The organism is Polynucleobacter sp. JS-JIR-II-c23 (assembly GCF_035011225.1).
In the GTDB taxonomy this organism is placed as follows: domain Bacteria; phylum Pseudomonadota; class Gammaproteobacteria; order Burkholderiales; family Burkholderiaceae; genus Polynucleobacter.
The window spans coordinates 1,076,266-1,098,939 of sequence record NZ_JAYGQT010000001.1 but is presented as its reverse complement, the minus strand read 5'-3'; the positions used below and the strand labels follow the sequence as shown (position 1 = coordinate 1,098,939).

Annotated in this window: 24 protein-coding genes and 2 tRNA genes; 9 read left to right on the top strand and 17 right to left on the bottom strand. The window is 44.8% G+C overall.

Going from position 1 to position 22,674, the window contains the following annotated elements; translation table 11 throughout:
* Positions 1-19 precede the first annotated feature (19 nt).
* From VC159_RS05605 to VC159_RS05595, 3 genes are read left to right on the top strand one after another with little or no spacing between them, the layout of a single operon-like run.
* Positions 20-568 (top strand): septation protein A, encoded by a 549-nt coding sequence (locus tag VC159_RS05605; protein WP_323473029.1) that lies wholly within the window; start codon positions 20-22, stop codon positions 566-568.
* Entirely contained in the window at positions 565-849 is a 285-nt protein-coding gene (locus VC159_RS05600) for a BolA family protein (protein WP_215356804.1), read from the top strand. The genes VC159_RS05605 and VC159_RS05600 overlap by 4 nt, the downstream gene beginning before the upstream one ends.
* Before the next feature lie 47 nt (positions 850-896).
* Positions 897-1,691: a peptidylprolyl isomerase gene (locus VC159_RS05595; protein ID WP_323473028.1), complete on the top strand. Its 795-nt coding sequence runs from the start codon at positions 897-899 to the stop codon at positions 1,689-1,691.
* Positions 1,692-1,705: 14 nt separating this feature from the next.
* Here the strand turns inward: VC159_RS05595 and VC159_RS05590 are convergent, their stop codons facing one another.
* The 4 genes from VC159_RS05590 to VC159_RS05575 form a co-directional block, all read right to left on the bottom strand.
* Positions 1,706-2,863, bottom strand: a complete 1,158-nt coding sequence (locus tag VC159_RS05590; RefSeq protein ID WP_215356806.1) for an MFS transporter — start codon at positions 2,861-2,863, stop codon at positions 1,706-1,708.
* A 12-nt stretch (positions 2,864-2,875) separates the two neighbouring features.
* Positions 2,876-3,988 (bottom strand): chorismate synthase, encoded by a 1,113-nt coding sequence (gene aroC / locus VC159_RS05585; protein ID WP_215356807.1) that lies wholly within the window; start codon positions 3,986-3,988, stop codon positions 2,876-2,878.
* Between the two features lie 43 nt (positions 3,989-4,031).
* Positions 4,032-4,487 carry a CBS domain-containing protein gene (locus tag VC159_RS05580; protein WP_215356808.1) on the bottom strand — a complete coding sequence of 152 codons (456 nt, stop codon included), beginning with the start codon at positions 4,485-4,487 and terminating at the stop codon, positions 4,032-4,034.
* Between the two features lie 78 nt (positions 4,488-4,565).
* Positions 4,566-5,414, bottom strand: coding sequence for a YhjD/YihY/BrkB family envelope integrity protein (locus tag VC159_RS05575; RefSeq protein WP_215356809.1), 849 nt, complete (start codon positions 5,412-5,414; stop codon positions 4,566-4,568).
* Between the two features lie 22 nt (positions 5,415-5,436).
* Here VC159_RS05575 and wrbA point away from each other — a divergent pair, with 22 nt between their 5' ends.
* From wrbA to VC159_RS05555, 4 genes are all read left to right on the top strand, one after another.
* Complete coding sequence (wrbA, locus tag VC159_RS05570) at positions 5,437-6,045, top strand: NAD(P)H:quinone oxidoreductase (RefSeq protein WP_215356810.1); 609 nt, start codon at positions 5,437-5,439, stop codon at positions 6,043-6,045.
* 17 nt (positions 6,046-6,062) lie between these two features.
* Positions 6,063-6,446: a DUF2069 domain-containing protein gene (locus VC159_RS05565; RefSeq protein WP_323473027.1), complete on the top strand. Its 384-nt coding sequence runs from the start codon at positions 6,063-6,065 to the stop codon at positions 6,444-6,446.
* A gap of 2 nt (positions 6,447-6,448) precedes the next feature.
* Entirely contained in the window at positions 6,449-7,864 is a 1,416-nt protein-coding gene (locus tag VC159_RS05560) for an FAD-binding oxidoreductase (RefSeq protein WP_323473026.1), read from the top strand.
* Positions 7,865-7,953: 89 nt separating this feature from the next.
* The gene (locus VC159_RS05555) at positions 7,954-8,139 is read left to right on the top strand and encodes a hypothetical protein (RefSeq protein ID WP_072582447.1); all 186 of its coding nucleotides are present in this window, start codon (positions 7,954-7,956) and stop codon (positions 8,137-8,139) included.
* Positions 8,140-8,206: 67 nt separating this feature from the next.
* Here the strand turns inward: VC159_RS05555 and VC159_RS05550 are convergent, their stop codons facing one another.
* The 10 genes from VC159_RS05550 to VC159_RS05505 form a co-directional block, all read right to left on the bottom strand.
* On the bottom strand, positions 8,207-9,100 hold the full coding sequence (locus VC159_RS05550; RefSeq protein WP_323473565.1) for an alpha/beta hydrolase: 894 nt from the start codon (positions 9,098-9,100) through the stop codon (positions 8,207-8,209).
* A gap of 50 nt (positions 9,101-9,150) precedes the next feature.
* Positions 9,151-9,414 (bottom strand): EF-hand domain-containing protein, encoded by a 264-nt coding sequence (locus VC159_RS05545; protein WP_323473025.1) that lies wholly within the window; start codon positions 9,412-9,414, stop codon positions 9,151-9,153.
* Between the two features lie 9 nt (positions 9,415-9,423).
* Complete coding sequence (locus VC159_RS05540; RefSeq protein WP_323473024.1) at positions 9,424-10,107, bottom strand: DUF3313 domain-containing protein; 684 nt, start codon at positions 10,105-10,107, stop codon at positions 9,424-9,426.
* A 72-nt stretch (positions 10,108-10,179) separates the two neighbouring features.
* Positions 10,180-10,581 carry a hypothetical protein gene (locus tag VC159_RS05535; protein WP_215356815.1) on the bottom strand — a complete coding sequence of 134 codons (402 nt, stop codon included), beginning with the start codon at positions 10,579-10,581 and terminating at the stop codon, positions 10,180-10,182.
* Positions 10,582-10,933: 352 nt separating this feature from the next.
* The gene (locus tag VC159_RS05530; RefSeq protein WP_323473023.1) at positions 10,934-12,622 is read right to left on the bottom strand and encodes an amidohydrolase; all 1,689 of its coding nucleotides are present in this window, start codon (positions 12,620-12,622) and stop codon (positions 10,934-10,936) included.
* A 99-nt stretch (positions 12,623-12,721) separates the two neighbouring features.
* On the bottom strand, positions 12,722-13,843 hold the full coding sequence (locus VC159_RS05525; RefSeq protein WP_323473022.1) for a choloylglycine hydrolase family protein: 1,122 nt from the start codon (positions 13,841-13,843) through the stop codon (positions 12,722-12,724).
* 46 nt (positions 13,844-13,889) lie between these two features.
* Entirely contained in the window at positions 13,890-14,720 is an 831-nt protein-coding gene (locus tag VC159_RS05520; RefSeq protein ID WP_215356818.1) for a hypothetical protein, read from the bottom strand.
* Between the two features lie 18 nt (positions 14,721-14,738).
* Positions 14,739-15,539 carry a hypothetical protein gene (locus VC159_RS05515; protein WP_215356819.1) on the bottom strand — a complete coding sequence of 267 codons (801 nt, stop codon included), beginning with the start codon at positions 15,537-15,539 and terminating at the stop codon, positions 14,739-14,741.
* Between the two features lie 97 nt (positions 15,540-15,636).
* Positions 15,637-15,713, bottom strand: a tRNA-Arg gene (locus VC159_RS05510).
* A 36-nt stretch (positions 15,714-15,749) separates the two neighbouring features.
* Positions 15,750-15,826, bottom strand: a tRNA-Pro gene (locus tag VC159_RS05505).
* A gap of 60 nt (positions 15,827-15,886) precedes the next feature.
* Here VC159_RS05505 and VC159_RS05500 point away from each other — a divergent pair.
* The gene (locus VC159_RS05500) at positions 15,887-16,255 is read left to right on the top strand and encodes a hypothetical protein (protein ID WP_323473021.1); all 369 of its coding nucleotides are present in this window, start codon (positions 15,887-15,889) and stop codon (positions 16,253-16,255) included.
* A 60-nt stretch (positions 16,256-16,315) separates the two neighbouring features.
* Positions 16,316-18,412, top strand: coding sequence for a TonB-dependent receptor (locus VC159_RS05495; protein WP_323473020.1), 2,097 nt, complete (start codon positions 16,316-16,318; stop codon positions 18,410-18,412).
* 7 nt (positions 18,413-18,419) lie between these two features.
* On the opposite strand, the gene glmM is transcribed toward VC159_RS05495, so the two are convergent.
* From glmM to ftsH, 3 genes are read right to left on the bottom strand one after another with little or no spacing between them, the layout of a single operon-like run.
* Positions 18,420-19,763, bottom strand: coding sequence for a phosphoglucosamine mutase (glmM, locus tag VC159_RS05490; RefSeq protein WP_323473019.1), 1,344 nt, complete (start codon positions 19,761-19,763; stop codon positions 18,420-18,422).
* Between the two features lie 29 nt (positions 19,764-19,792).
* Entirely contained in the window at positions 19,793-20,632 is an 840-nt protein-coding gene (gene folP, locus VC159_RS05485; protein ID WP_323473018.1) for a dihydropteroate synthase, read from the bottom strand.
* Between the two features lie 48 nt (positions 20,633-20,680).
* On the bottom strand, positions 20,681-22,558 hold the full coding sequence (gene ftsH, locus VC159_RS05480) for an ATP-dependent zinc metalloprotease FtsH (protein ID WP_215356826.1): 1,878 nt from the start codon (positions 22,556-22,558) through the stop codon (positions 20,681-20,683).
* Positions 22,559-22,674: the final 116 nt, after the last annotated feature.

Sequence of the window (22,674 nt, the reverse complement as noted above, 5' to 3'; positions counted from 1 at the left end):
ATAGCTGGATAATCACTTTATGAAATTTTTATTCGACCTATTCCCCATTATTCTCTTCTTTGTCGCCTTTAAGCTGGGCGACATATACACAGCAACCATCGTAGCCATGGTGGCCACTATCGTACAGATTCTTTGGGTCTATTACCGCCATCGCAAGATCGATGCCATGCAATGGATAAGTCTTGTCATGATTGTTGTGTTTGGTAGCCTCACAATCTTCTTGCATGACAAAACATTTATTCAGTTAAAACCAACAGCTCTTTACTGGCTCTTTTCAGGCGCCCTATTCATCAGCGCTCAGTTTTTTCAAAAGAATTGGATACAAGTATTAATGGGAAAGCAGGTAACGCTTAAAGCAGAATCTGCGCATTCAGTTTGGCATAGCCTCAATATAGCTTGGGCTATATTCTTTTTTATCATGGGTGCACTTAATCTTTATATTGCTTTTGAGTACTCAGAAGAAACATGGGTTAACTTTAAGTTGTTTGGAAGTACTGGTCTCTTATTGGTTTTTGTCATTCTTCAAGGGGTTTGGCTCTCTAAGCATATGGAGCATCCAAGCGAATGAGCATCAATCAACAACGCATTGCCGCTTTCGATGAAGATCTTCGCAAAGCTTTTCAGGTACAAGCCTTAAAGATTGAAGATGAAAGTCATCTTCATGCTGGCCATGCAGGCGCGGCTAGTGGCGGCGGCCACTTTCGACTTGAAATCATCGCCCCAGAGTTTAAGGGTTTGAACCTAGTGGCACGTCATAGAGCTGTTTATGCTGCCTTGAATCGCCATATTCCCAAGGAAATTCATGCTTTAACCATTGCCGCCCTAGCCCCAGACGAAGTTGCTGTCTAGGGCTACTTTAGAATGGCGCTATTCCCTTTAATTTAATTATCAAAACCATGATCAATAAACGTCAAATACTCTCAATAAGCCTTCTTGGAGCCGCTCTTTTATCTGCAAATGCAATCGCACAAAATGCCGTCATCGTGAATGGCAAAGCGATTCCTAAAGCCCAATTAGATAAGCTAGTTCAACGTTCAGGACAGCCCGATAACCCGCACGTACGCGATCAAGCTCGTGAGATGTTGGTAACCCGTGAATTGGTATTGCAGGAGGCTGACAAGCGCGGCGTCATTCAGAATGAAATGGTGCGCGAGCAATTAGAGCAAGCACGCATGGGAGTTTTAGTTGGCGCTGTATTTGAGGATTATGTTGAAAAAGAAGGTGTTGCAGAAGCGGATCTGAAAGCCGCTTATGAATCTGCAAAGGCGCAATACAGTGGTAAGGAATATCACGTAGAACATATCCTGGTAGAAAAAGAAGCGGATGCCAAGGCAATTACTGCGCAGCTTAAGGCAGGCGCTAATTTCGAAGAAATCGCTAAGGGAAAGTCGCTCGACCCTGGCTCTGCTAAAAATGGCGGCGATCTAGGTTGGGTTAGCGATAAAGCATTAGTACCAGAGTTTTCTAAGGCAATGGTCCAACTCAAAAATGGGCAAATTACTGACAAGCCTGTGAAGTCACAGTTTGGTTGGCACATCATTAAAGTGATTGACTCTCGCGATATTCAAGCCCCAAGCTTTGAAGAAATGAAGGCTCAGTTGAAGCAGATGATCATCTCTGATAAGAATTGGCAAAAGGCAAAGTTCTCAGAAATGATGCAAAAACTTCGCGCTAAAGCAAAGATTCAATAAAAAGCTAAGTAGTTCTATTTGGCGGGATAACGTCGCGGTCTGAGTTTTTGGATCGCCATACCCGCCAGTCCGCATGCAAACGCGGACATTACAAATACATCTCTTGGTTGAGATGCTTCCCATATCCAGCCAGCACATAACCCTCCGAGCGTTCCGCCAAGACCGTATGAGATGGTGGCCATCAAAGCTTGACCTCTAGCCTGTACCGGGCCTGTGAACCAGCGTTGCAAAAGTTTTGTAGCGGCACTATGGTGTGCAGCAAATGTGCCAGCATGCATTAATTGCGCCACTATCAAAACAGAAGTGATTGGTAGGAAAGCTATTAAGGCAAATCTGACAACGCCAATTCCAAAGGCAGCCTGCAATATCACCTCGGCATCTAACCTGCTCAATACCTTACTTTGAAAGTAAAAGAAAATGACTTCGGCAAAAACTCCTAGAGCCCAAAACAGGCCAATCTGAAATTTGTTGTAGCCAAGGTTAGAGAGATAAAGAGAGTAAAAAACATATAAAGCAGCGTGGGCAAAGATCATAAAAAATCCAGACACTAAAAACCACCGAACATCTGGATTAAAAAGCACAACCAATAACTCCCCTTTAACCATTTTGCGACGCTCCATCTTGGGCTCGTGCAAACAAAAGGTAATAAGAGCTAAGGCTAGTAAAACAACGGTGCCCACAATGGGATAAAGCCCAATGCTCTTGCGCTGGAATAGCTCTCCTGCGGCAAGAACCATGGCAATAAAGCCGATAGACCCCCACAGACGCAAGCGTCCGTAACGCTTATCGAAGGAATTATCTTTATATAAGGCATGAATAGTGGCTGACTCACCAAGCGGCATCAAACTACTCAAAATGGTGTGCAACACAAACATCCAAATAAAAAACCCGATGTAGCTGTGCAAGAAATAAATGCATAAGAAAACAACCGCCGCAAGACATGCGCAGAATCGAATAATGCTAATCCGATTAGAAAGGTAGTCCGATAACCAACCCCAAGAAAATGGACCAACAATGCGGGTGATCTGTAACATAGACATCAATGCAGCAATTTCTATAACGCTAAAGCCCCGTTCTAAAAAGAACAAGCTGGCATATGGAGAAACCAACCCAACATAAGCGAAATATAAAAAGAAAAAGGACCCGAAGGCCCAGCGTAGCGAAGGCGTCATCGATTAAGCCAATTAATCGCGCAATGAGCCTGGTTGAGAGGCTGGAATAGATGCAGCATCTGGAACATCAGCACATTGAGCGCGATGGCGTAGAGCATGATCCATTAAAACAAGCGCCAACATTGCTTCAGCAATCGGTGTTGCACGAATACCAACGCAAGGGTCATGCCTGCCTTTGGTTTGAACTGTAATCGGCTTTCCATCTAAATCAATGGATTGCTTTGGGCTCATGATGCTAGAAGTTGGCTTGATCGCAATGGAAATACGCAGATCTTGACCGCTGCTAATGCCACCCAGGGTGCCCCCAGAATTATTCGTTGCAAAGCCATCGGGATGAAGCTCATCTCCATGCTCGCTACCACGTTGAGACACTGACTTAAAGCCAGCGCCAATCTCAACACCCTTCACTGCATTGATACCCATCATGGCATGCGCAATATCGGCATCCAATTTATCAAACAAAGGCTCACCCAGACCTGCAGGAACATTACGAGCTCGTACCTCGATACGTGCCCCACAAGAGTCCCCTGCTTTACGCAAGTCATCCATATAGACTTCAAGCTGAGGGATGATTTCTGCATTTGCGGCAAAAAATGGATTCTGATCAATCTGAGCAATATCTTTAAATGGAATTTCAAGTTCGCCCAATTGACTCATGTAGCCATAAAACTCAGTGCCATATTTTTCATGAAGCCATTTTTTTGCAATCGCTGCCGCAGCAACAACGGGCGCTGTTAAGCGAGCCGATGAGCGACCTCCACCGCGGGGATCACGAATGCCATATTTATTTTGATACGCATAATCAGCGTGACCAGGTCTAAAGGTCTGCAAGATATCGCCATAGTCTTGGCTGCGTTGGTCTGTATTGCGAATTAATAGCGCAATAGGCGTACCTGTTGTCTTACCCTCAAACACGCCAGAAAGGATCTCAACTTTGTCCTCTTCTTTGCGCTGCGTAACGTGACGGGATGTGCCTGGTTTGCGACGATCTAAGTCCAGCTGAATGTCGGCTTCAGAAAGATTCATGCCTGGTGGGCAACCATCAACCACCGCACCGATTGCAGGACCGTGGGATTCACCAAAAGTGGTAACAGTAAAAAGGAGGCCTAAAGTATTTCCTGACATATCGACATTATGTCATTTGTCGGAAAATGGTGGCTAGAACGACTTAGGACGCTGCTTTTTCAGTATCTTCCGGCCAATCACGAATATAGGCCTTGAGCATCGTATTTTCAAAGTCCTGGGCCTCCACCACCGATTTTGCTACGTCGTAGAAAGAAATAACGCCCATCAACATCTTTTGATCGACTACTGGTAAATAGCGTGCATGGTCTACCAGCATCATGCGCCGAACCTCATCAATCTCGGTTTCCATATTGCAGGTCAAAGGTATTTTATTCATTACGGAGTTCACTTGAAGACCTTCAAGCTTGCCGTGATGCTTAGCTAAAGCGGCAATGACTTCACGGAAGGTCAGAATGCCAACCAGCTTGTCATACTCCATGACCACTAATGAACCAATGTCGTGCTCACTCATTACTAGCACTGCAGTTTGCAGAGCTGTATCAGGGGCTACTGTAAAAAGGGTGCTGCCCTTGACGCGTAATATGTCACGTACTTTCATTTGGTCTCCAAAAACAATGTATTTATAGACCCAATATAGACTCAAGGCCTTCGCGAATCAAGAGCTTAGGCGCAACTTTTAGTAACGAATAACCCTAATGACGCCGCTTCGAATATCCGGCAAATTGGCCACCAATACCGCTCCGGTTAAGGTAATCCACCAGGTCATATAGATCCACGTTAAACCCAGAGGCAAGATCGCAAAAGCGCCATATACCGTCTTATAGAAGGCTGTGTTGCCCAAGAAAATGGCAAAACCAAACTTCATTAGCTCAAAGGCAAGTGCCGCTACGAAAGCTCCTGCAAAGGCGTCTCGCCACAAAATTTTAGCGTAAGGAAGAATTTTGTAGACCACTGCATAGACCAGAATGGCCAAAAAGATTGGGGCAATCGCAGCCACTAATTGAAAGCCAAAAGATACCGCGCTGATCCAGCCTTCTGAAGCACTAAATAAAACGCCACTTAAGTAAATGCCAACGCCAAGCATGATTGGACCTAGGATAGTTGCTGCACTATAGATCACAATTTTTTTATACAAAGGGCGTCTTGCAGTGACCTTGAATATTTGGTTAAAGGCACCCTCTATCACCGCTAAAGTCATGATTGTCGTGATGATCAGTCCGGCCAAGCCCACATAGGTTAAGCCTTTAGCTTGGGATGAGAATTGTTCTAAGTAAATGAATACCTGTTGGTTAATGCCGCCCGGCATATAAGTGTCCAAAAGCCAAGATCTAAAGGTATTCTTAACTTGGATGACGCTTGGGAGGTGACCAATCAACATGGTGGCGATTGTCACCATCGGCACCATCGATAGGGTTGTTGTAAATGCCAGGCTAGCTGCAATTTGCTTCAAATTTTGACCGCGATTTCGCTCCCAGATCTCTTTAGCCAGAGAGAGCCATAATTGGGGGTTACGAATAAGGCGCATCGCCGTATCATAAGAGATCAATATGAGCCAACACGATATTTTAGTTTTGTACTACTCCCGTTATGGTGCAACCAAGGATCTGGCGCGCCTGATTGCCGAGGGTATCGAGAGCGTATCAGGGGCAAATGCCCGCTTGAGAACCGTACCCCCCATATCTGCGGTTTGTGAGGCTACAGAGGCAGCCGTTCCCCAGGATGGAGCGCCTTATGCTGAATATTCAGACCTAAAGGAGTGCATTGGTCTTGCTTTAGGGTCTCCGACTCGTTTTGGCAATATGGCGGCGCCGATGAAATACTTTTGGGACGGTAGTTCTTCAGAGTGGTTGAATGGCGCCTTAATTGGTAAGCCGGCCTGCGTCTTTACGAGTACCGGCAGCATGCATGGCGGTCAAGAAAGCACCCTCTTAACAATGATGATTCCACTGATGCATCACGGCATGATGCTGATGGGGATTCCTTACAGTGAGCCTGACCTCATGTCTTCCAATACAGGCGGTAGTCCTTATGGAGTGACTCATCTCGCTCACGCCGATGGACGTGCACCTATTAGCCCTGAAGAGCAGCGCCTAGCAAAGGCACAGGGTAAGCGTTTAGCTGAAACTGCCTTAATGCTTTTTCAAAATAAAAGGTAATCCATTTAGCCGTCATCATGATAAAAAAGACTCTCGACAAAAATCCATACCAACTTATAGCAACAGCTGCTTTTATTGATTTATTTATCTTGTGTGTCTGTTGGGAGTGGTTCGTCTCCCCTCTCCGACCTGGTGGATCCTGGTTAATCCTGAAAGGTGTACCTTTGCTATTCGCTATTCCTGGGATATGGAAAGGTAAGGTTTACACAATGCAGTGGGCCTCAATGTTGATACTGCTATATACAACTGAAGGCTTGGTTCGCATTCTCGAAACAGGGACCAACTTTTGGCTTGCGTTGCTAGAAGTTATTCTCTCAACTGTCGGCTTTGTTTGTTTACTCATGTATTTAAAGCCCATCAAAAAAGAAGCTAAGGCTCTCAAGAAGGCAGCTGCGGAGTAAGAATGCAAAACTTCATCAATCAGCTATCTACAGTACTTGAGACAAAATATATTCTGACTCAAGATGAGGATAAAGCGCCCTACTTAACTGATTGGCGTAAACGCTTTACGGGAAAAGCACTTGCAGTTCTTTTGCCTGGTAATGCTGCTGACGTAGCAAATATCGTCAAGCTCTGCGCTGCAAGCCAGGTTGCTATAGTCCCTCAAGGTGGACATACCGGCTTTTGTGGCGGCGCTACACCCGATAACAGCGGTAAGCAAGTCATCCTCAATCTCAAGCGCATGAATCAGATTCGTGAAATCGATGTTGCCAATCAAACCATCACACTTGAGGCGGGATGCATTTTGCAAGTCGTGCAAGAAAAAGCTGCTGAGCAGGGATTTTTATTCCCCTTAAGTCTGGGTGCTGAGGGTAGTTGCATGATCGGCGGCAACTTAGCAACCAATGCCGGTGGAACCAATGTGCTTCGCTACGGAAATGCACGTGATCTATGTCTAGGTCTTGAAGTTGTTACTGCTAAAGGTGAGATTTGGAATGGCATCAAAGGTTTGCGCAAGGACAATACGGGTTACGATTTGCGTGACTTGTTTGTTGGATCTGAAGGTACCTTGGGAATCATTACTGCTGCAGTCATGAAGTTATACCCACTACCGATCTCTCAATGGACTACCCTAGTCGCATGTGAAACCATCGCCTCTTCAATTGCACTTTTAAATCTCTTTCAGAAGCGCGCAACCTCATTGCTAACCGGTTTTGAAATGATGACGCAGGAGTCTTTGGAGTTAAATGAGAAGCACTTTCCTCAAATGGCAAATCCACTCCAAGATAATCCGCCATTTACCGTACTGATTGAATTGTCAGATCATGAGAGCGAGGATCATGTCAGGCAACTTCTGGAAACTATTTTGGAGGAAGCCTTCGAATCTGGTCTTATCAGCGACGCCGTTGTTGCCAGCAACTTAAGTCAAGCCAATGCTTTTTGGCATATGCGGGAACACATTACGCTAGCGCAAGCTGAAGAAGGCGCAAACCTCAAACATGACATCACCATCCCCCTTTCATCGCTTGATCGCTTTATCAAAGAAACCGATGCCCTGATGACGGCAAAGTTTCCGGGTGTCAGAATCATCAATTTTGGCCATTTAGGGGATGGAAACCTGCATTACAACATTGCCCCACCCTTGGGCACAGATCCCAAGACTTTCAACGAAGCAAATGAAAAACCCATCCATGAGCTCGTATATGCCCAGGTCGAGCGCTGTAATGGCTCCATTTCTGCAGAACACGGGGTAGGACAGCTTAAATTAGAAGGCTTAAGGGCTCATAAGGGTGAAGTGGCCCACGAGCTCATGAAGACCCTCAAAAGAGCTTTAGATCCCCAAAATATCCTTAATCCCCATAAAGTTGTCTCCATTTAAGAAAACAGCTGCTTTTTTGATAAATATTTTGTAATTCGTGTCATCTCGACCGCTTTTCCATGCGTTGTATAGCCATGGAGGTGACAATTATGTCAACAAGACTCAAACGTTGGGCCCGTGCAATTCAAGAGATCGACTTGTCCACAAGGACGCCTGAAGTAGCTATTGGCTATCTGGACAGCAAATACCGCGATATTGCTTGGCGTTATATCCGCATCCTTGGCTTCGAGCGCACTATTAGCTTCATGGCAAGCAATAACTTTCACCCTGAGTGATTTTTAAAAAACCCTAAATATTTGATTTATTTAGGGTTTTTTGTTTTGAAGCTTGCTTATTGAGCTTTTAGCCAAAGAATTGTCTGGCCTCTGCCAGCAAAACGTCAGGAATCTCTTCTGGTATGTAGTGACCACTGGGAACAGCTTTTCCAGCAACATCCTTGGCCACAACCCTCCAGTCCTCTAAGGGTTTAAAGCACTGGTTTACTAAACCATGCTCACCCCACAACACCTTCAGCGGCATCTTCAGTATCTTGCCTGCAGCACGATCCGAGCGATCGTGAATAAGGTCGATCGTAGCGGCAGCTCGGTAATCTTCACACATCGCATGCATGCTTTCTAGATGACTAGCCCCAACCAAATACTCCGACCATCGATCTGGGGAAAATATCCCCGTGCCCGCATGGCGACCCATATGATTTTTAAGCCAATATTCTGGATTGGCACCGATCAGAGTTTCTGGAACTGGTTCTGGCTGTATCAGGAAGAACCAATGCCAATATCCCTTAGCAAATTCCATAGTGGTGTTCTCATACATTGTTAATGTTGGAGAGATATCCAAAACCATTAATCGCAAGACACTTTCAGGGAAGTCCATTGCCAGGCGATGAGAAACTCTTCCGCCTCTGTCATGCCCAAGCAAGAAGAATTGATTAAAACCTAAACTTTTCATCAATGCATGTTGATCTGCGGCCATTGATCTTTTTGAATACGTTGAGTGATCACTTTTGCCATGAGGCTTTGATGACGCACCATAACCCCTTAAATCTGCAGCAACTACCGTAAAGCTTTTGGCTAACTCCGGCGCCACTTGACTCCAGATTGCCTTTGTTTGTGGGAAGCCATGAAGCAACAACAATGGAGGACCGCTGCCACCGATAAGATATGAGATCTCAATAGAGCCATCTTCAGAGTCAGCGTGAAATGTTTTAGCTTCAAAACCAGGAAAAGATACAGACATCATTCACCCAATAAAAAAGAGCCTCCTAAGAGGCCCTTATATTTTAAATATTAACGATTAGCCATGGCCTGAATTTCAGCCACAGTTACATAACCTTTGTTGCTTGAGTCAATGTAACTAAAGTGGTCATAAATACGAGGCATACAACCATTGGCCTCTTCTCGAGTTAGCTTGCCATCATGATTGACATCGCATTTAGCAAATCGCTCAACAATTTCTTTATGGCGAGATGCATCATCAGCCAAGGCTAATAATGGGATTGCTATCAGAGATGATAAGGCAATGGCGATTATTTTTTTAATGAGGGATTTCATGATGGAGACTTATTGACCAGTTGGCACTGGGTTGGCGGATGTTTCTAATGCAGAGCGAACCACTTTCTTTGCCATTGCAACAAATGAATCTGCAGATCCAGCGTTAGTTCTAAAGGATTCACCTTGAATAGTGATCAAACCTTCTCCTAATAATTGTTTAGATTGACTATCCGTAATTTTGCTCTCAACTAACAGCGCTGGGGTTTTGGAATTTACACCGCCAGCATAAGCAGCAGCATTCATTGCCAAACCAATTGGTGTGAAATTCCATGGTTGCAAGCTATCGGCTGAACTTTCGGCGCCAGTAATGCCAACAGAGATGCGTGCAACACCAGGTCCTGGTTTATTAACTATCTTGATAGTGCCGCGAGAATTAACAGCCTCAACCATAGATGCTTGGAGCGCAGCTTTTGCCTTATTAATATCATCCAGGCTGACTGACTTGGTGGCATTTTGATTCAGGTAAATCGGGTCCAAGATTACTGCAGTATATGAACCGGGGTTCACGCCTGAAATACGATATCTCCAAATACGAGTATCTTTATCAGCGCTAGCCATTGGAACCAACAGATTGTAATCAGGCAAAAATCCAGATCTAGGCATTGGCTGCGTAGCCAATTTAGGTGCATTGCTACATGCAGCCAAAGTCATTGCTGTAGCAAATGATGCTAACAGTACTTTCATTTTATTCATGGTGATTCCGAGTGATGGGTTAAGTTACTTTGTAAGACTTCTATTAATAAAGATCATCATACCTAGATCAATTTAGTCCGGGGCTGGACATGGCAAGGTTCCGCCTGTCTTTTTATGAATCTGGGGTTTGCATTCAACTTGAGCGGGAGTCGTCTGAGGTAAGCCAGCCGGCGCTGACGATTGAACATTATTTAATGGTGTCTGCACTGAAGTTGATGTAGTTGCTGTAGTTGGCGAAGAAGCGACTGGATTGCTCACTGCCGGAGCCGGCTTTGCTGGAGCTAAACCAACCTCTCTATAAAACGCCTTATCTGAACCAGGGCAAGGCATTAAAGCACCTGTTTTGGCGTTCACAACATCTTTACACTGGGGATTGGCCTCAAGACGTGCCTCTAACTTCGCTGTGGAGCACGAACAAAGAATTAGAGCTGAACAAATTAAATATGGGTAAATCTTAATTAAATGGATATTCATCAAGGCATTCTATGACAATACAGGAAAAAGATAACCATAAAAGATTACAACTCTGGAAGCTATAGTACGAAAGGAGGATGTTTGGCCTGCCCAGCACGATTCGAACGTGCGACCTACGCCTTAGAAGAATTCGTGGCTGCTTAAATATGCAATTATTTCAATGACTTACAGCGTAAAAATGGCGCTGTGTAATAAACTGTGCAACGCGGCTTGAAGGATATTTGGGTGATCTGAATTATTTACTGTCGGTTAAACTGACACTAGATCGTGAGAACCAGTGTGATCTGATCTAGACCATGCAAAAAAATATCGCCCGAAGGATACTTAACTTCAAAAAAACAATTTTGTCCAACTATGGACGAATAAACAAATCCTTACCATTCTTAATGGTCTTCACAATCTGAATATCCTTAATTTCCATTGGGTCCACTTTCATTGGATTGCGGTCAAGAATCACCATATCCGCAAGTTTTCCAGCTGTAATAGTGCCCTTTAATGCCTCTTCTTTGTACTGATATGCAGGCACAGAAGTAAAGCCACGTAGCGCTGTATAGGGATCAAGGCGTTGACCAGAGCCTAAACTGCTGCCTCCATAGGTCTTGCGATTAGCCGCAGTCCAAATCGTAAACAATGCGCTTGGCCCTGATGATGGCGTGTCATTATGAAGACCAAATTGCATACCTTTTGTCTTAGCCGAATTGAGCGGAACCATATTGTTAGCCCTCTCATCCCCTAGAATCTTTCTATATACATCGCCATACATCCAAATATGGTTGGGCATAAATTGAGGCAGGATTTTATGGTTTTTGTATTGGTCCAATTGATCATCACGAACAAAGAATGAATGAGAGATCACTGATCTACGATCTTCAGTAACGCCCGTTTCTTTTATTGCTTTAGAAATTCCAGAAAGCGCCATATCAATACCAGCATCGCCATTGGAATAGCCGAAATACTGGATATTTTTTTCATAAGCTAACTTTGCGTACTTATTAACCAAATCCTGGGAAGCAACAGCCATACCGCGCCATTCTTTTGGGAATCCTGTGGTGTCGTTATAAGGCTTGGTGAAATAGGCCAAACGCAGTTGTGGCGCACCGTCTGTAGAAACCAGTATTCCAGCAACCTTAAAGCCGCCATCACCCTTGGTATAGACTCCAAAAGGATAATTTTTATTAGTTGCAAGCAATTGATCAACCACATCATAGGTGGGCAACGCAATCAGGTCTAAGCTGATCACATTACGATCAACTGCTTGGCGCATATTACTAATATCTTGAATCGTAGTTTCATAACTTTGCGCAGTAGTGTATCCATTTGAGACATAGATCTGTTCGGCTTTGCGATAAGTTTTCATCATTAAATCTTGAGAATACTTACCAAATACCTTCGCTGTTGCCTCGAAATTAGGATCACCAATCAACTCACCAGTAAGTTTTCCTGTCTTTGGATCAACGGGCAGCATGCCTTGTGTCACTTTAGTGGCTTTGGTAAATCCTAGCTTCTTTAGACCCGCAGAATTCACAATCCCGGTCAAGGTAGAAATATTATTAACAAATACTGGTTGATTCGGAAATGCTGCATCTAACTGAGCAATAGTTAAGGGGCCGTCGGTAAGAAAAGCGTCTGCATACTCTGCGCCAATAATCCAACCATTAAATGGCCTCGCTTCTGCTTTCAAGCGGTCTATTAGCTGCTTAGTAGTTTTCGGCGGATTTTTGGAAAAGTACCCCAGATTGACAGCGAGAGTGTTCTGAGCAATCAGGGTAAAGTGGCCCCAGGCATCAATAAAGCCTGGCAATAAAGTTTGACCTTTTAAATCCTGCATTACTGGATTAGCGCCGGCTCCATTTAAAGCGTCTCGCAGATTACCGACATAAGCGATCTTCTTGCCCTTCACTACGACTGCTTCAACATACTGTGGCTTATCACCCTCCATCGTCAAGATGTCGCCATTGAAATAAATCACTGCATTGTCAGCAAAGACCGGGATGGCTAGCGAAAGAAAAACTGCAGAGAAAATAATTTTGAGGATACGCATAAATGGCCGAGGTATTAAGGTTTTGAAATTTTCATGAACAAATGAACCTATTTTGATGCACTAAAAAATAAACCACCCGAAGGCGGTTTATATACTAATTTATTTTAAGAGTTCTGCTGTCAAATCGTTTTGTGGGTAAGGCAATTTATCCACTAACCAGCTTTTCGTTTTTCCAGATTTAAACATTTGGTTCAAATCAATCTCGATAAAGTTGGTACGACTTGCATAATTAGCAATCTTCATCTTGTTATTTTTTAAATCCTTCAGATTGATCCACTGCGTGTAATCAGAGACTACCTGCTTGCCATCAGTAGATCTTGCAACTCCCATAGGAATGTCCACATTATCTAAAATATGGCCCGTTAACGCAACAGCATCAATGCTATTGCTAGGCTGATAGGCAAGATGTTTGAGATAAGCAGCTCTGACAAAACGCGATGGTGGCGTGTAATCCGCAGGCAAGCCAATCAAACCACCGCCCTGTCCTAACTCAGTTACATTAACTTTCCCAACAGTCACAGAGGGGGTAGCAGTTGCTGTTAGTGACAAATAGTTGCGTACGTTATTCAGGTGCCAGTCATAGGTTGGAGCATTGGTTAAGACGCCTGCAAGATTATTGTGGATAACCATTTGGCCTTTTACAAACTCAATCACGATACTCTCGCCACTTCGATCAGTTAAAACAAAATGCAACCATGGTGGGGTTGGCAAACCCTTTACTTCACTTGGATCAAACCAAACTTTGTATTTAGGTAATTCATTACGCAACTCTTTGACTGTAGCAAACATCCCCAAAACAAAGCCGCCTAAATTGAGAATCGAAACGTAGTTTTTGTCTTGCGGGCTGACTGTCTGGTATTCAGTAAAGCCTGGCAAGAAGTTTCCACTAATCGCAAGACCAGCTTCATTTTGACCCTCTAAGTAGGCAGGTGGTCCTGGTAGGATGGCTGGTGAGATACCTGCAAATCCATATTTACTCGACAAACTGCTTGCAGGTAATTTCATTGAACTAGGCGCAGTTAAGGCGATAGCTGTACCTTTGGGATTGACGGTTAATTGCCACTTCATATCAAAAGCCCACTCCATTGTTCTACCCGCAACAACAGAGCCATCTTTTGCAGTGATATTCACAGCAGTACATGCCTCACTCAAAAAGGGAGCAAATACTAAGGTTAGCGAGAGTGATGTAGCAATAATTTTATGAGTGATGATTTGTTTCATATGAATCCTTATATAAAGCCTGGTATCAGTCTTCCAACGCTTTCGTTTATTTCAAAATGACTAAAGTTGCTGTGGCACGAGCGCCCCATCCTGACGGACCACCTGGAGTATTGCTAATGTAATACATAGGGCCAGCGGCAAACTGCAAAGGTACGCCATCAAATACCATTAATTTCGATACGCCGGCATATAAGGGGTTGGAAGTACGATGCGTGTCGTAGTTATATTGCGCCTCCATATTCACGGTATAAGTAAATGCATCCTTGTTGGTGAAAGCGACAAACGGTTGGCCATATAAATTGTTTTGCGTGCCAAAGCTTGGATTGCCACCTACACTCCAAGATTGATAACCTAGTAATCCATACGTCCAGGGACCATGACGATTGAGAACTACACCCGTCACACCAGCACCAGTTTGTTGTGAGCCAAACTTGCCGCTATTGCCCGAGGGAGATACAGCATAGGGACCCACCCCCCAGATCCAAGATGAATTGGTGTTAGGTGCATAGAACGATTCCACCGTAACACTAGCAATGCCATAACCCGAAAATGATTGTCCATTCGCAGCCTGAACACTGACCTCTCTTACACCGGCAACAATCGGGCGAACAATAAAAGTATCTCCGCCACCAAGATCAAATGGAGTTACTGGCTGAAAGAGCAAGGTCTGCTCTGAACCCCCCTGATTTTTACCGACACCACGACTAAATTCGTACTGCAGTGGTACCGAAATCATATTGGCAATCGGGTTGGCTAGTTTTTTAGCAATGCCGACCTTATCCACACCCCCATCAGGAGCGCTACTGCTTTGAGCAGCTACTAGGCTAGACAATGTAGTCGCTGCGATAACGACAAGAATACGTTTGAATGTTTTCATGGGATCAGTGATTCAGAATCAAAATTTAAAGGTAATGGCAGCTTGCGGACCTTGCATCGTGGTCTTTTGCAAAACACCACCAGCCTTCATGTCGTAATACAACGCGCGATACGTCAATGACGCATCAATCAAGCTACCAAATGATTTACCAATGCCAGCCATTACCTGCCATGTCAAATTCGTAGTGCCACCACCGCCGCCGATATCAGCATAGGCAGGCAGATACCAACTTGAATCAGCGATACGGTAACGACCTTTAGCACCGATGATAGGGTCGACCGTCGAGGTTTTCTTTGAAATCGTTTCTTTTTCAGAAGTACCAACTAAATTGCCGCTTAAGGTGGCCGTGATATCAATTGCCCGAGCTCCTAGCAATGCGTCAACATATGCGTCCCGCGTATTAGCAAGCGTATAAGTTGCGGCGCCAGTTAAAATTGTTTGCTGCAGCGTAATTTTGTCTGCTACGGTGGCAGCGCCGCCATATACGGGAACTGATCCTGAATGTTGCAACGTGGCTGAAACAAGATCGCCCATAATGCCCCAGTTACCCTTGTGTGCTTCAGCAGCCATCATTGCGCCAGACTTGAGATTGCTGAGCACATTGCTCGAAGAAAAATCAGCAGTTTTCGCGAGGCCATTATCAAAATTGATAGTGCCTTTAATTCCAGGCGCCCATACATAGGGGGTAACTTCAAAGCGCCATTCTTGCGAGACTTTTGGTAGTGGATTTGATGTATTACTATCTTGAGCAAACACTGGTGCAGCTACGATTAAAGTCGACAAAAACCCGACCAGTGTTCTTTTTGAGAATATTGGCATCCCTACCCCTTTGAATTTATATATTAGTTACAGTTATTAGATATGATAAGTACTTTAGTGCTGTCTAGGACGTAGTTGTCAATATTTTTGAAGTTTTTGGCCTGCCCAGCACGATTCGAACGTGCGACCTACGCCTTAGAAGGGCGTTGCTCTATCCAGCTGAGCTATGGGCAGTTATATGCTGGGTATATCTAGAACAATAAGGGAAAGTGGTCGGAGTACAAGGATTCGAACCTTGGACCCCCTGCTCCCAAAGCAGGTGCGCTACCAGGCTGCGCTACACTCCGACGGAATCGATATTCTACACCGAGAGGGCCATTCCAGGCAAATCCTGTAAGATTCGTCCCATGGTTGCCTATTTTTCAAGCAAATTTATGAAGGAAATTCATGCTGCGTTTACAGCGGCATTGCTAGTATTTTGCTTGCTTGGCACCCACTGGATTGGCCTCTCACATAGCATTTCTCATGCAGGCTTCCAAAACCAAGTCATCGAAGCCAATACCCCCGCCAATATTGATAAGAGTTTTAATCACAGCTCTGATACCTGTCATTTATTTGACGCACTTTCACTTGCGGGATTTGTACCAAGTAATCACGTTAAAGCCGAAGTCATTCTGATCAGCGCTTCAGATCTACAGAATTCAAGCAATCCTTCGTTACGAAGCTTGACTGGTAGCTCTTACCACTCACGCGCTCCCCCTACTTTCATCCTTTAAAACAAAGCGCTCTATTGCGCACCTCCGTTTTAATTGCTCACCATGTATTGGTGAATCTGGATGAATATGAATTATCGTTTTACACAATTTTCTTGCAATCGTCTAATGGCACTGGCCTGCACTTTGCTAATGAATCCCGCTTGGTCTCAAAACCAAGCAGAGGCTTTGCCTCAACTAGATGTCACAGGTGTGCGAGAAGGTGGCCAAGGTTTCCTCTCGCCAAATAAAGTATTAGCTGGTGATGAACTTCAAAACAAGCTTTCCGGAACTCTAGGAGCAACACTTGCCAATGAACTGGGAATATCTGCAACTGGCTATGGGGCAGGATCTTCAAGACCAGTTATTCGAGGCCTAGATGGCGCGCGAGTACAAATCTTGCAGAACGGCTTATCGGTTGGTGATGTTTCCAGCATCTCGCCAGACCATGCGGTTGCAAGCCCAATGCAAAATACCCATCAGATAGAAATCTTACGCGGTGCCTCTGCCCTGCTTTATGGATCAGGCTCAAGCGGTGGCTTGGTAAACGTTGTGAATGATCGCATTGTCACCTCAATGCCTGATGCTATATCTGGCGCACTCAATACTAGCTATGAAACAGTGAATCAAGGTAAGACTGCCAATATTGAATTAGATGCGCCTGCTGGACCTTTAGCGCTCCACTTTGATTCAGCGATCAGTAATTCGAATAACTATCGCATCCCAGGCTTTGCAGAACAAGGCGGGGCAAATGCCAATTGGTCTATCAATCCTGGTCAGCCAGTGAATATTCCCTACAGCGGCAAGCTACCCTTCTCTTTTAGTAATGAAAATAGTATGGGCTTAGGAGCGAGCTATGTTCGCTCCGATGGATATACCGGAGTCTCTTTAGAGCGTATGAATCACAATTACGGAATTCCTACTGCAGAAGGTGGATTTATTCAGCAGTCGCAGAATCGTTACGATTTTGCTCACCAAACTAATGATCCGTTTGATGGCTTTAACTCGGTCAAAATTAGTGCTGCCAATACCAATTACCAACACACCGAATTTACTAATAATGGGGTTGCCTCCACACAATGGAACAACACTGCCACTGAAGCTAGGCTAGAGTTGGCACACAAAGAATTGCTGGGATCCAAGGGTATATTAGGCGCGCAAATTACCGGCGCAACTCTAAATGCCACAGATTTATCTACGAATAATTACGCTATTGTTCCGCAGACAAAATCGAATGCAACTGCCCTATTTTTGGTTGAAGAAGGTCGATACGGCCCTTTAAAAACAAGTCTTGGGGCTCGCTATAGCTACACCACCCAAAATCCGAATTCTGGGACTCAGTTTCCAAGTGTAAGCAGTCAGGAATTTGTCCCGACATCTTATGGTCCTCCATCACTGCAGAGTAGACAATTTAACTTAATGTCCTATTCAGCTGGCGGAATGTTCGATATTACCAAAGGATATGGCATAGGTCTTGCCTATACAGTCGCTCAAAGAGCGCCATCTGCACAAGAGCTTTACTCCTATGGGCCTCATGATTCAACCGCAACATTCGATATCGGCAATGCAAACCTAAGCACAGAAACATCACATAATTTAGAACTGAGCTTTCAGAAAAGCTTGGGAGTAATCCGCAGCAAAGCTAGTATTTACAGGAACCAATTTAGTAACTACATCTTTGGCTACTACACTGGCGCCTATAGCCAAGCCAATGAAAACTTTTCCGTGGTTCAAGCCTCTCAAGCAAATGCCTCCATTCAAGGTGCAGAGGCAGAGCTTAGTTATAACTGGAATGAAACCGGTGTTGGAGGTAGATTGTTTGGGGATGTATCCCAAGGAACATTTGCCTCTGGAGGCAATCTTCCACTTCAACCAGCGCCACGTCTAGGCACTGAATTGGCTTACCAACGTAACGGCTGGTTAACAAGCGCCACCTATATTTACAGCTATCAACAAAATAAATTAGCCAGTTGGGAAATTGGTCCTACGCCGAGTTACAACCTAGTAAATGCCAACCTCTCCTACACTGAGCGTATTGGAAAAGTGAATTGGACTGGATATCTCATACTAAAGAACCTACTGAATGAAGAGATTCGCTACGCTACATCACCTATGGCAGTAAGACTATATGCGCCACAACCAGGAAGAAGTTTGATGGTTGGCGTTAGGGCTGCCTTTTAAGAACGCACTATGCCGTTGGGACTAAGTCAGCAATACTCTTAGCAGCGCTCAAAGCAACATCGCCATTCTGAGTCTCCACCATTACTCGCAACAGAGGCTCAGTCCCAGAAGCACGTATCAAAACCCTGCCAATATTTTGAAGATCAGCCTCAACCTTCGTAATTTGATTGATGAGCCTCTCGTCACTCTTCCAGTCGTAACCGGGTTTGAATTTAACATTCAACAGTACCTGCGGGAATACTTTGACGGAATCCAATAGTTGCGCAAGACTTTTTTTATTTTGACTCATTGCCGCCAGCACTTGAAGTGCCGCAATAGTGCCGTCACCTGTGGAGTGTTGGTCTAAGCAAAGCAAGTGACCCGAACCTTCACCACCAATAATCCAACCATTTTGTTTGAGCAATTCCAAAACATAACGATCGCCTACATTGGCGCGCTCAAAACCGATGCCTAGGTCTTTAATAGCGTTTTCAACTGCAAGATTGGTCATTAGAGTGCCTACTGCACCACCAATCTGCTGGCCACGATCTAGGCGATCTTTTGCCAAAACATATAGAAGCTCATCACCATTAAATAAACGACCAGAAGCATCAACCATTTGCAAGCGATCAGCATCTCCATCTAGAGCAATACCTAGATCCGCTTTTACTTCTTTAACTTTGGTGATTAAGGCTGCTGGAGCTGTTGCTCCGCAACCATCATTGATATTGCGACCATCTGGGCTCACGCCGATGGAGATCACTTCGGCACCTAGCTCATGAAAAACATGGGGGGCTGTGTGATATGCGGCTCCATTGGCGCAATCTACTACAAGCTTTAACCCCTTAAGATTTAGCTCGCCCGGAAATGTTGATTTACAAAACTCAATATAGCGTCCTGCGGCATCATCTAAGCGAAAGGCTTTACCAAGCTCTTTTGAATTTACACAACCCATGGGTTTTTCTAATTCAGCTTCAATGGCAAGCTCAAACTCATCTGACAACTTATCGCCTTTTGCAGAGAAAAACTTGATGCCGTTATCTTGATAAGGGTTATGAGAGGCGGAGATCACTAAGCCGGCGGATAAACGCAATGCCTTGGTAAGGTATGCAACGCCAGGGGTTGGAATGGGGCCGCAGAGCATAACGTCAACTCCGGCAGCAGCAAACCCAGCCTCTAATGCAGCTTCCAACAAATATCCTGATACGCGCGTGTCTTTACCTATGAGAATTTTGCAGCGTTCACCCGGCTTGGCTTCACGTGTTAATACTTTGCCGGCAGCATAGCCAAGGCGTGTCATAAATTCAGGGACGATAGGAAATTGGCCTACTTCGCCTCGAATGCCATCAGTGCCAAAGTATTGTTTTTTCATGGGTTTCATTATAAAACTTAGATGTGTCACTAAGTATTTATAGCCTCCCAAAGCTTTAGAGCATCAACAGTCTCGGGAACATCATGAACCCGGACAATTTGAGCGCCACGATCGGCAGCCATAATTGCTGCAGCAATACTTGGGGCAACACGTTCGTTAGTGTCTTTACCAGTAATTTTGCCAATCATCGATTTACGTGAAATTCCCGCCAATACAGGAAGGCCTAAAGTCGAGAAGTCAGCAAAGTGAGCCAGCATATTGAGGTTATGTTGCAAGCTCTTACCAAAACCAAATCCCGGATCAATAGCAATCCGGTCACTGCTGATGCCTTTAGAAATTAGAAGCTTCGTTCTATCATTAAGAAACTGTCTTACCTCTGTAATGACGTCCTGATATTCAGGGTTAAATTGCATTGTTAAGGGGTCGCGTTGCATGTGCATTAATACAATGCCGCAGTCGCGATCTTCCATTACGGCTTCTATAGCTCCAGCCTGCCTGAGGGCCCAAATATCATTTACACAATCTACGCCAGCATGCAAGGCTTGGCGCATTGTTTCTGCTTTATAAGTATCTATTGATAAAGGAACTCCGCAATCCTTCAGTGCCTCAATGACCGGAAGCACTCTGTCCAACTCTTCTTGCAGCTCAACTGGTGCAGCACCAGGACGAGTTGATTCCCCACCAATGTCAATGAGATCAACCCCGTTTTTAATCATCAACTCCGCTTGCGCAATAGCATCCTTAGCACTTCTGAATTTACCGCCATCAGAAAAAGAATCCGGGGTTGCATTCAGAATGCCCATCACAATCGGGCGCTTGCGTTTGGAGAAGTCAAAAAGAAAACGCCCACAACGCCAAGTTGTGGGCATATCTTGAAGGCTTTGATAATGCATCAAAGACTGCACTAAATATAGCTCTTAAGCTGTAGCTGGAGCACTGCCAGTTGCAGGGCCAGGGGTGCCAGCAGAATTACCAAACTGAGTTGCTGGAGGTGGCTTAGGTGCTCGTGGTGGGCGACCTTCCATGATGTCATTGATTTGCTCTGCATCAATGGTTTCCCATTCCAGTAAAGCTGCAACCATTGCCTCAACCTTATCTCGGTTTTGTTCCAAGATTGATCTAGCTAAAGCATATTGGCTATCAATCAACGTACGTATCTCTGCATCTACCTTTTGTTGAGTGAGCTCGGAAACTGTTTTGGTGCTGTTGCGCCCAAAAATACTTTCTGATTCGGTATCAACATAAACCATGGTGCCCAAGCTATCACTCATGCCATAACGAGTCACCATATCACGAGCCATTTTCGTAGCGCGCTCAAAATCATTGGAAGCGCCAGTACTTGAAGAATGCAAGAACACCTCTTCAGCAGCACGACCACCAAACAAAATAGCTAACTCCTCCATCATGCGATCTTTATATAAGTTCACACGATCAAATTCAGGTAACTGCCAAGTCACACCCAACGCCATTCCTCGCGGCATGATGGTGACTTTATGTACAGGGTCAGCCTTAGGCAAAACCTTAGCTACAACAGCATGACCAGACTCATGGTAAGCAGTGTTACGACGTTCTTCTTCGCGCATCACAGCAGACTTGCGCTCAGGACCCATATAGATCTTGTCTTTAGCGTCCTCAAAGTCTTTCATGTCTACTGCACGTTTATTGCGACGTGCTGCAAACAATGCAGATTCATTTACCAAGTTCGCTAAATCTGCTCCTGAGAAACCAGGAGTGCCGCGAGCCAAAACAGCAGCATTAACGTCAGGATCAATTGGAACTTTGCGCATATGCACTTGCAAAATTTGCTCACGACCACGAATATCTGGTAAACCTACGTGTACTTGTCGATCGAAACGTCCTGGACGCAACAAAGCTTTATCTAGCACATCAGAGCGGTTAGTGGCAGCCACTACGATCACACCACTATTACTTTCAAAACCATCCATCTCAACCAACATTTGGTTTAGCGTTTGTTCGCGTTCATCATTGCCGCCGCCCATGCCGGCACCGCGATGACGACCAACAGCATCAATCTCATCAATAAAGATGATGCAAGGAGAATTTTTCTTGGCGTTTTCAAACATGTCACGAACACGTGATGCACCAACACCAACAAACATCTCAACAAAGTCAGAACCGGAGATTGAGAAGAAAGGAACCTTCGCCTCGCCTGCAATGGCGCGAGCCAAAAGAGTCTTACCAGTGCCCGGAGGACCTACGAGCAATACGCCATGCGGAATACGACCACCAAGCTTTTGAAACTTTTGTGGATCTTTTAAGAAATCGACAATTTCAAAGACCTCTTCTTTGGCTTCATCGCAGCCTGCAACGTCGGCAAAGGTAACCGTATTACTATTCTCATCAATCAAACGCGCTTTAGATTTACCAAAGGAGAATGCACCACCCTTACCGCCACCTTGCATTTGGCGCATCATGAAAAACCAAAAGCCAATAATTAATAAGGTAGGGCCAAGATAGTACAAAGCAGAGACCAACATATTCGGTTCGTCATCAGCTTTGCCGGTAACTTGAACTCCATATTTCATGAGATCGCCAACCATCCAGATATCACCTGGAGAGATGATGGAGTATTTAGTGCCGTCAGCAGGCGTTACTTGTAATGTGCGACCTTGCACATCAACACGCTTTACTTTGCCGGCTTTAGCGTCATCCATGAATTGGGAATACGTCACCTGAGTTTGGTCCTTAGGCTTATCAAACTGTTTAAAAACAGTGAAAAGCACCAAGCCCACAATGAGCCACACACCGATTTTTTGGAACATATTGCTGTTCAAAATGAGTCCTTTGCTGGAGTGAACCAGGAGTTAAAGCGATTTGCTTCCTAAGTATTTGATTCTACTACCACCCTTTTTCAAGAGCTAATGGCATATATATTTGATAAAACCCTATA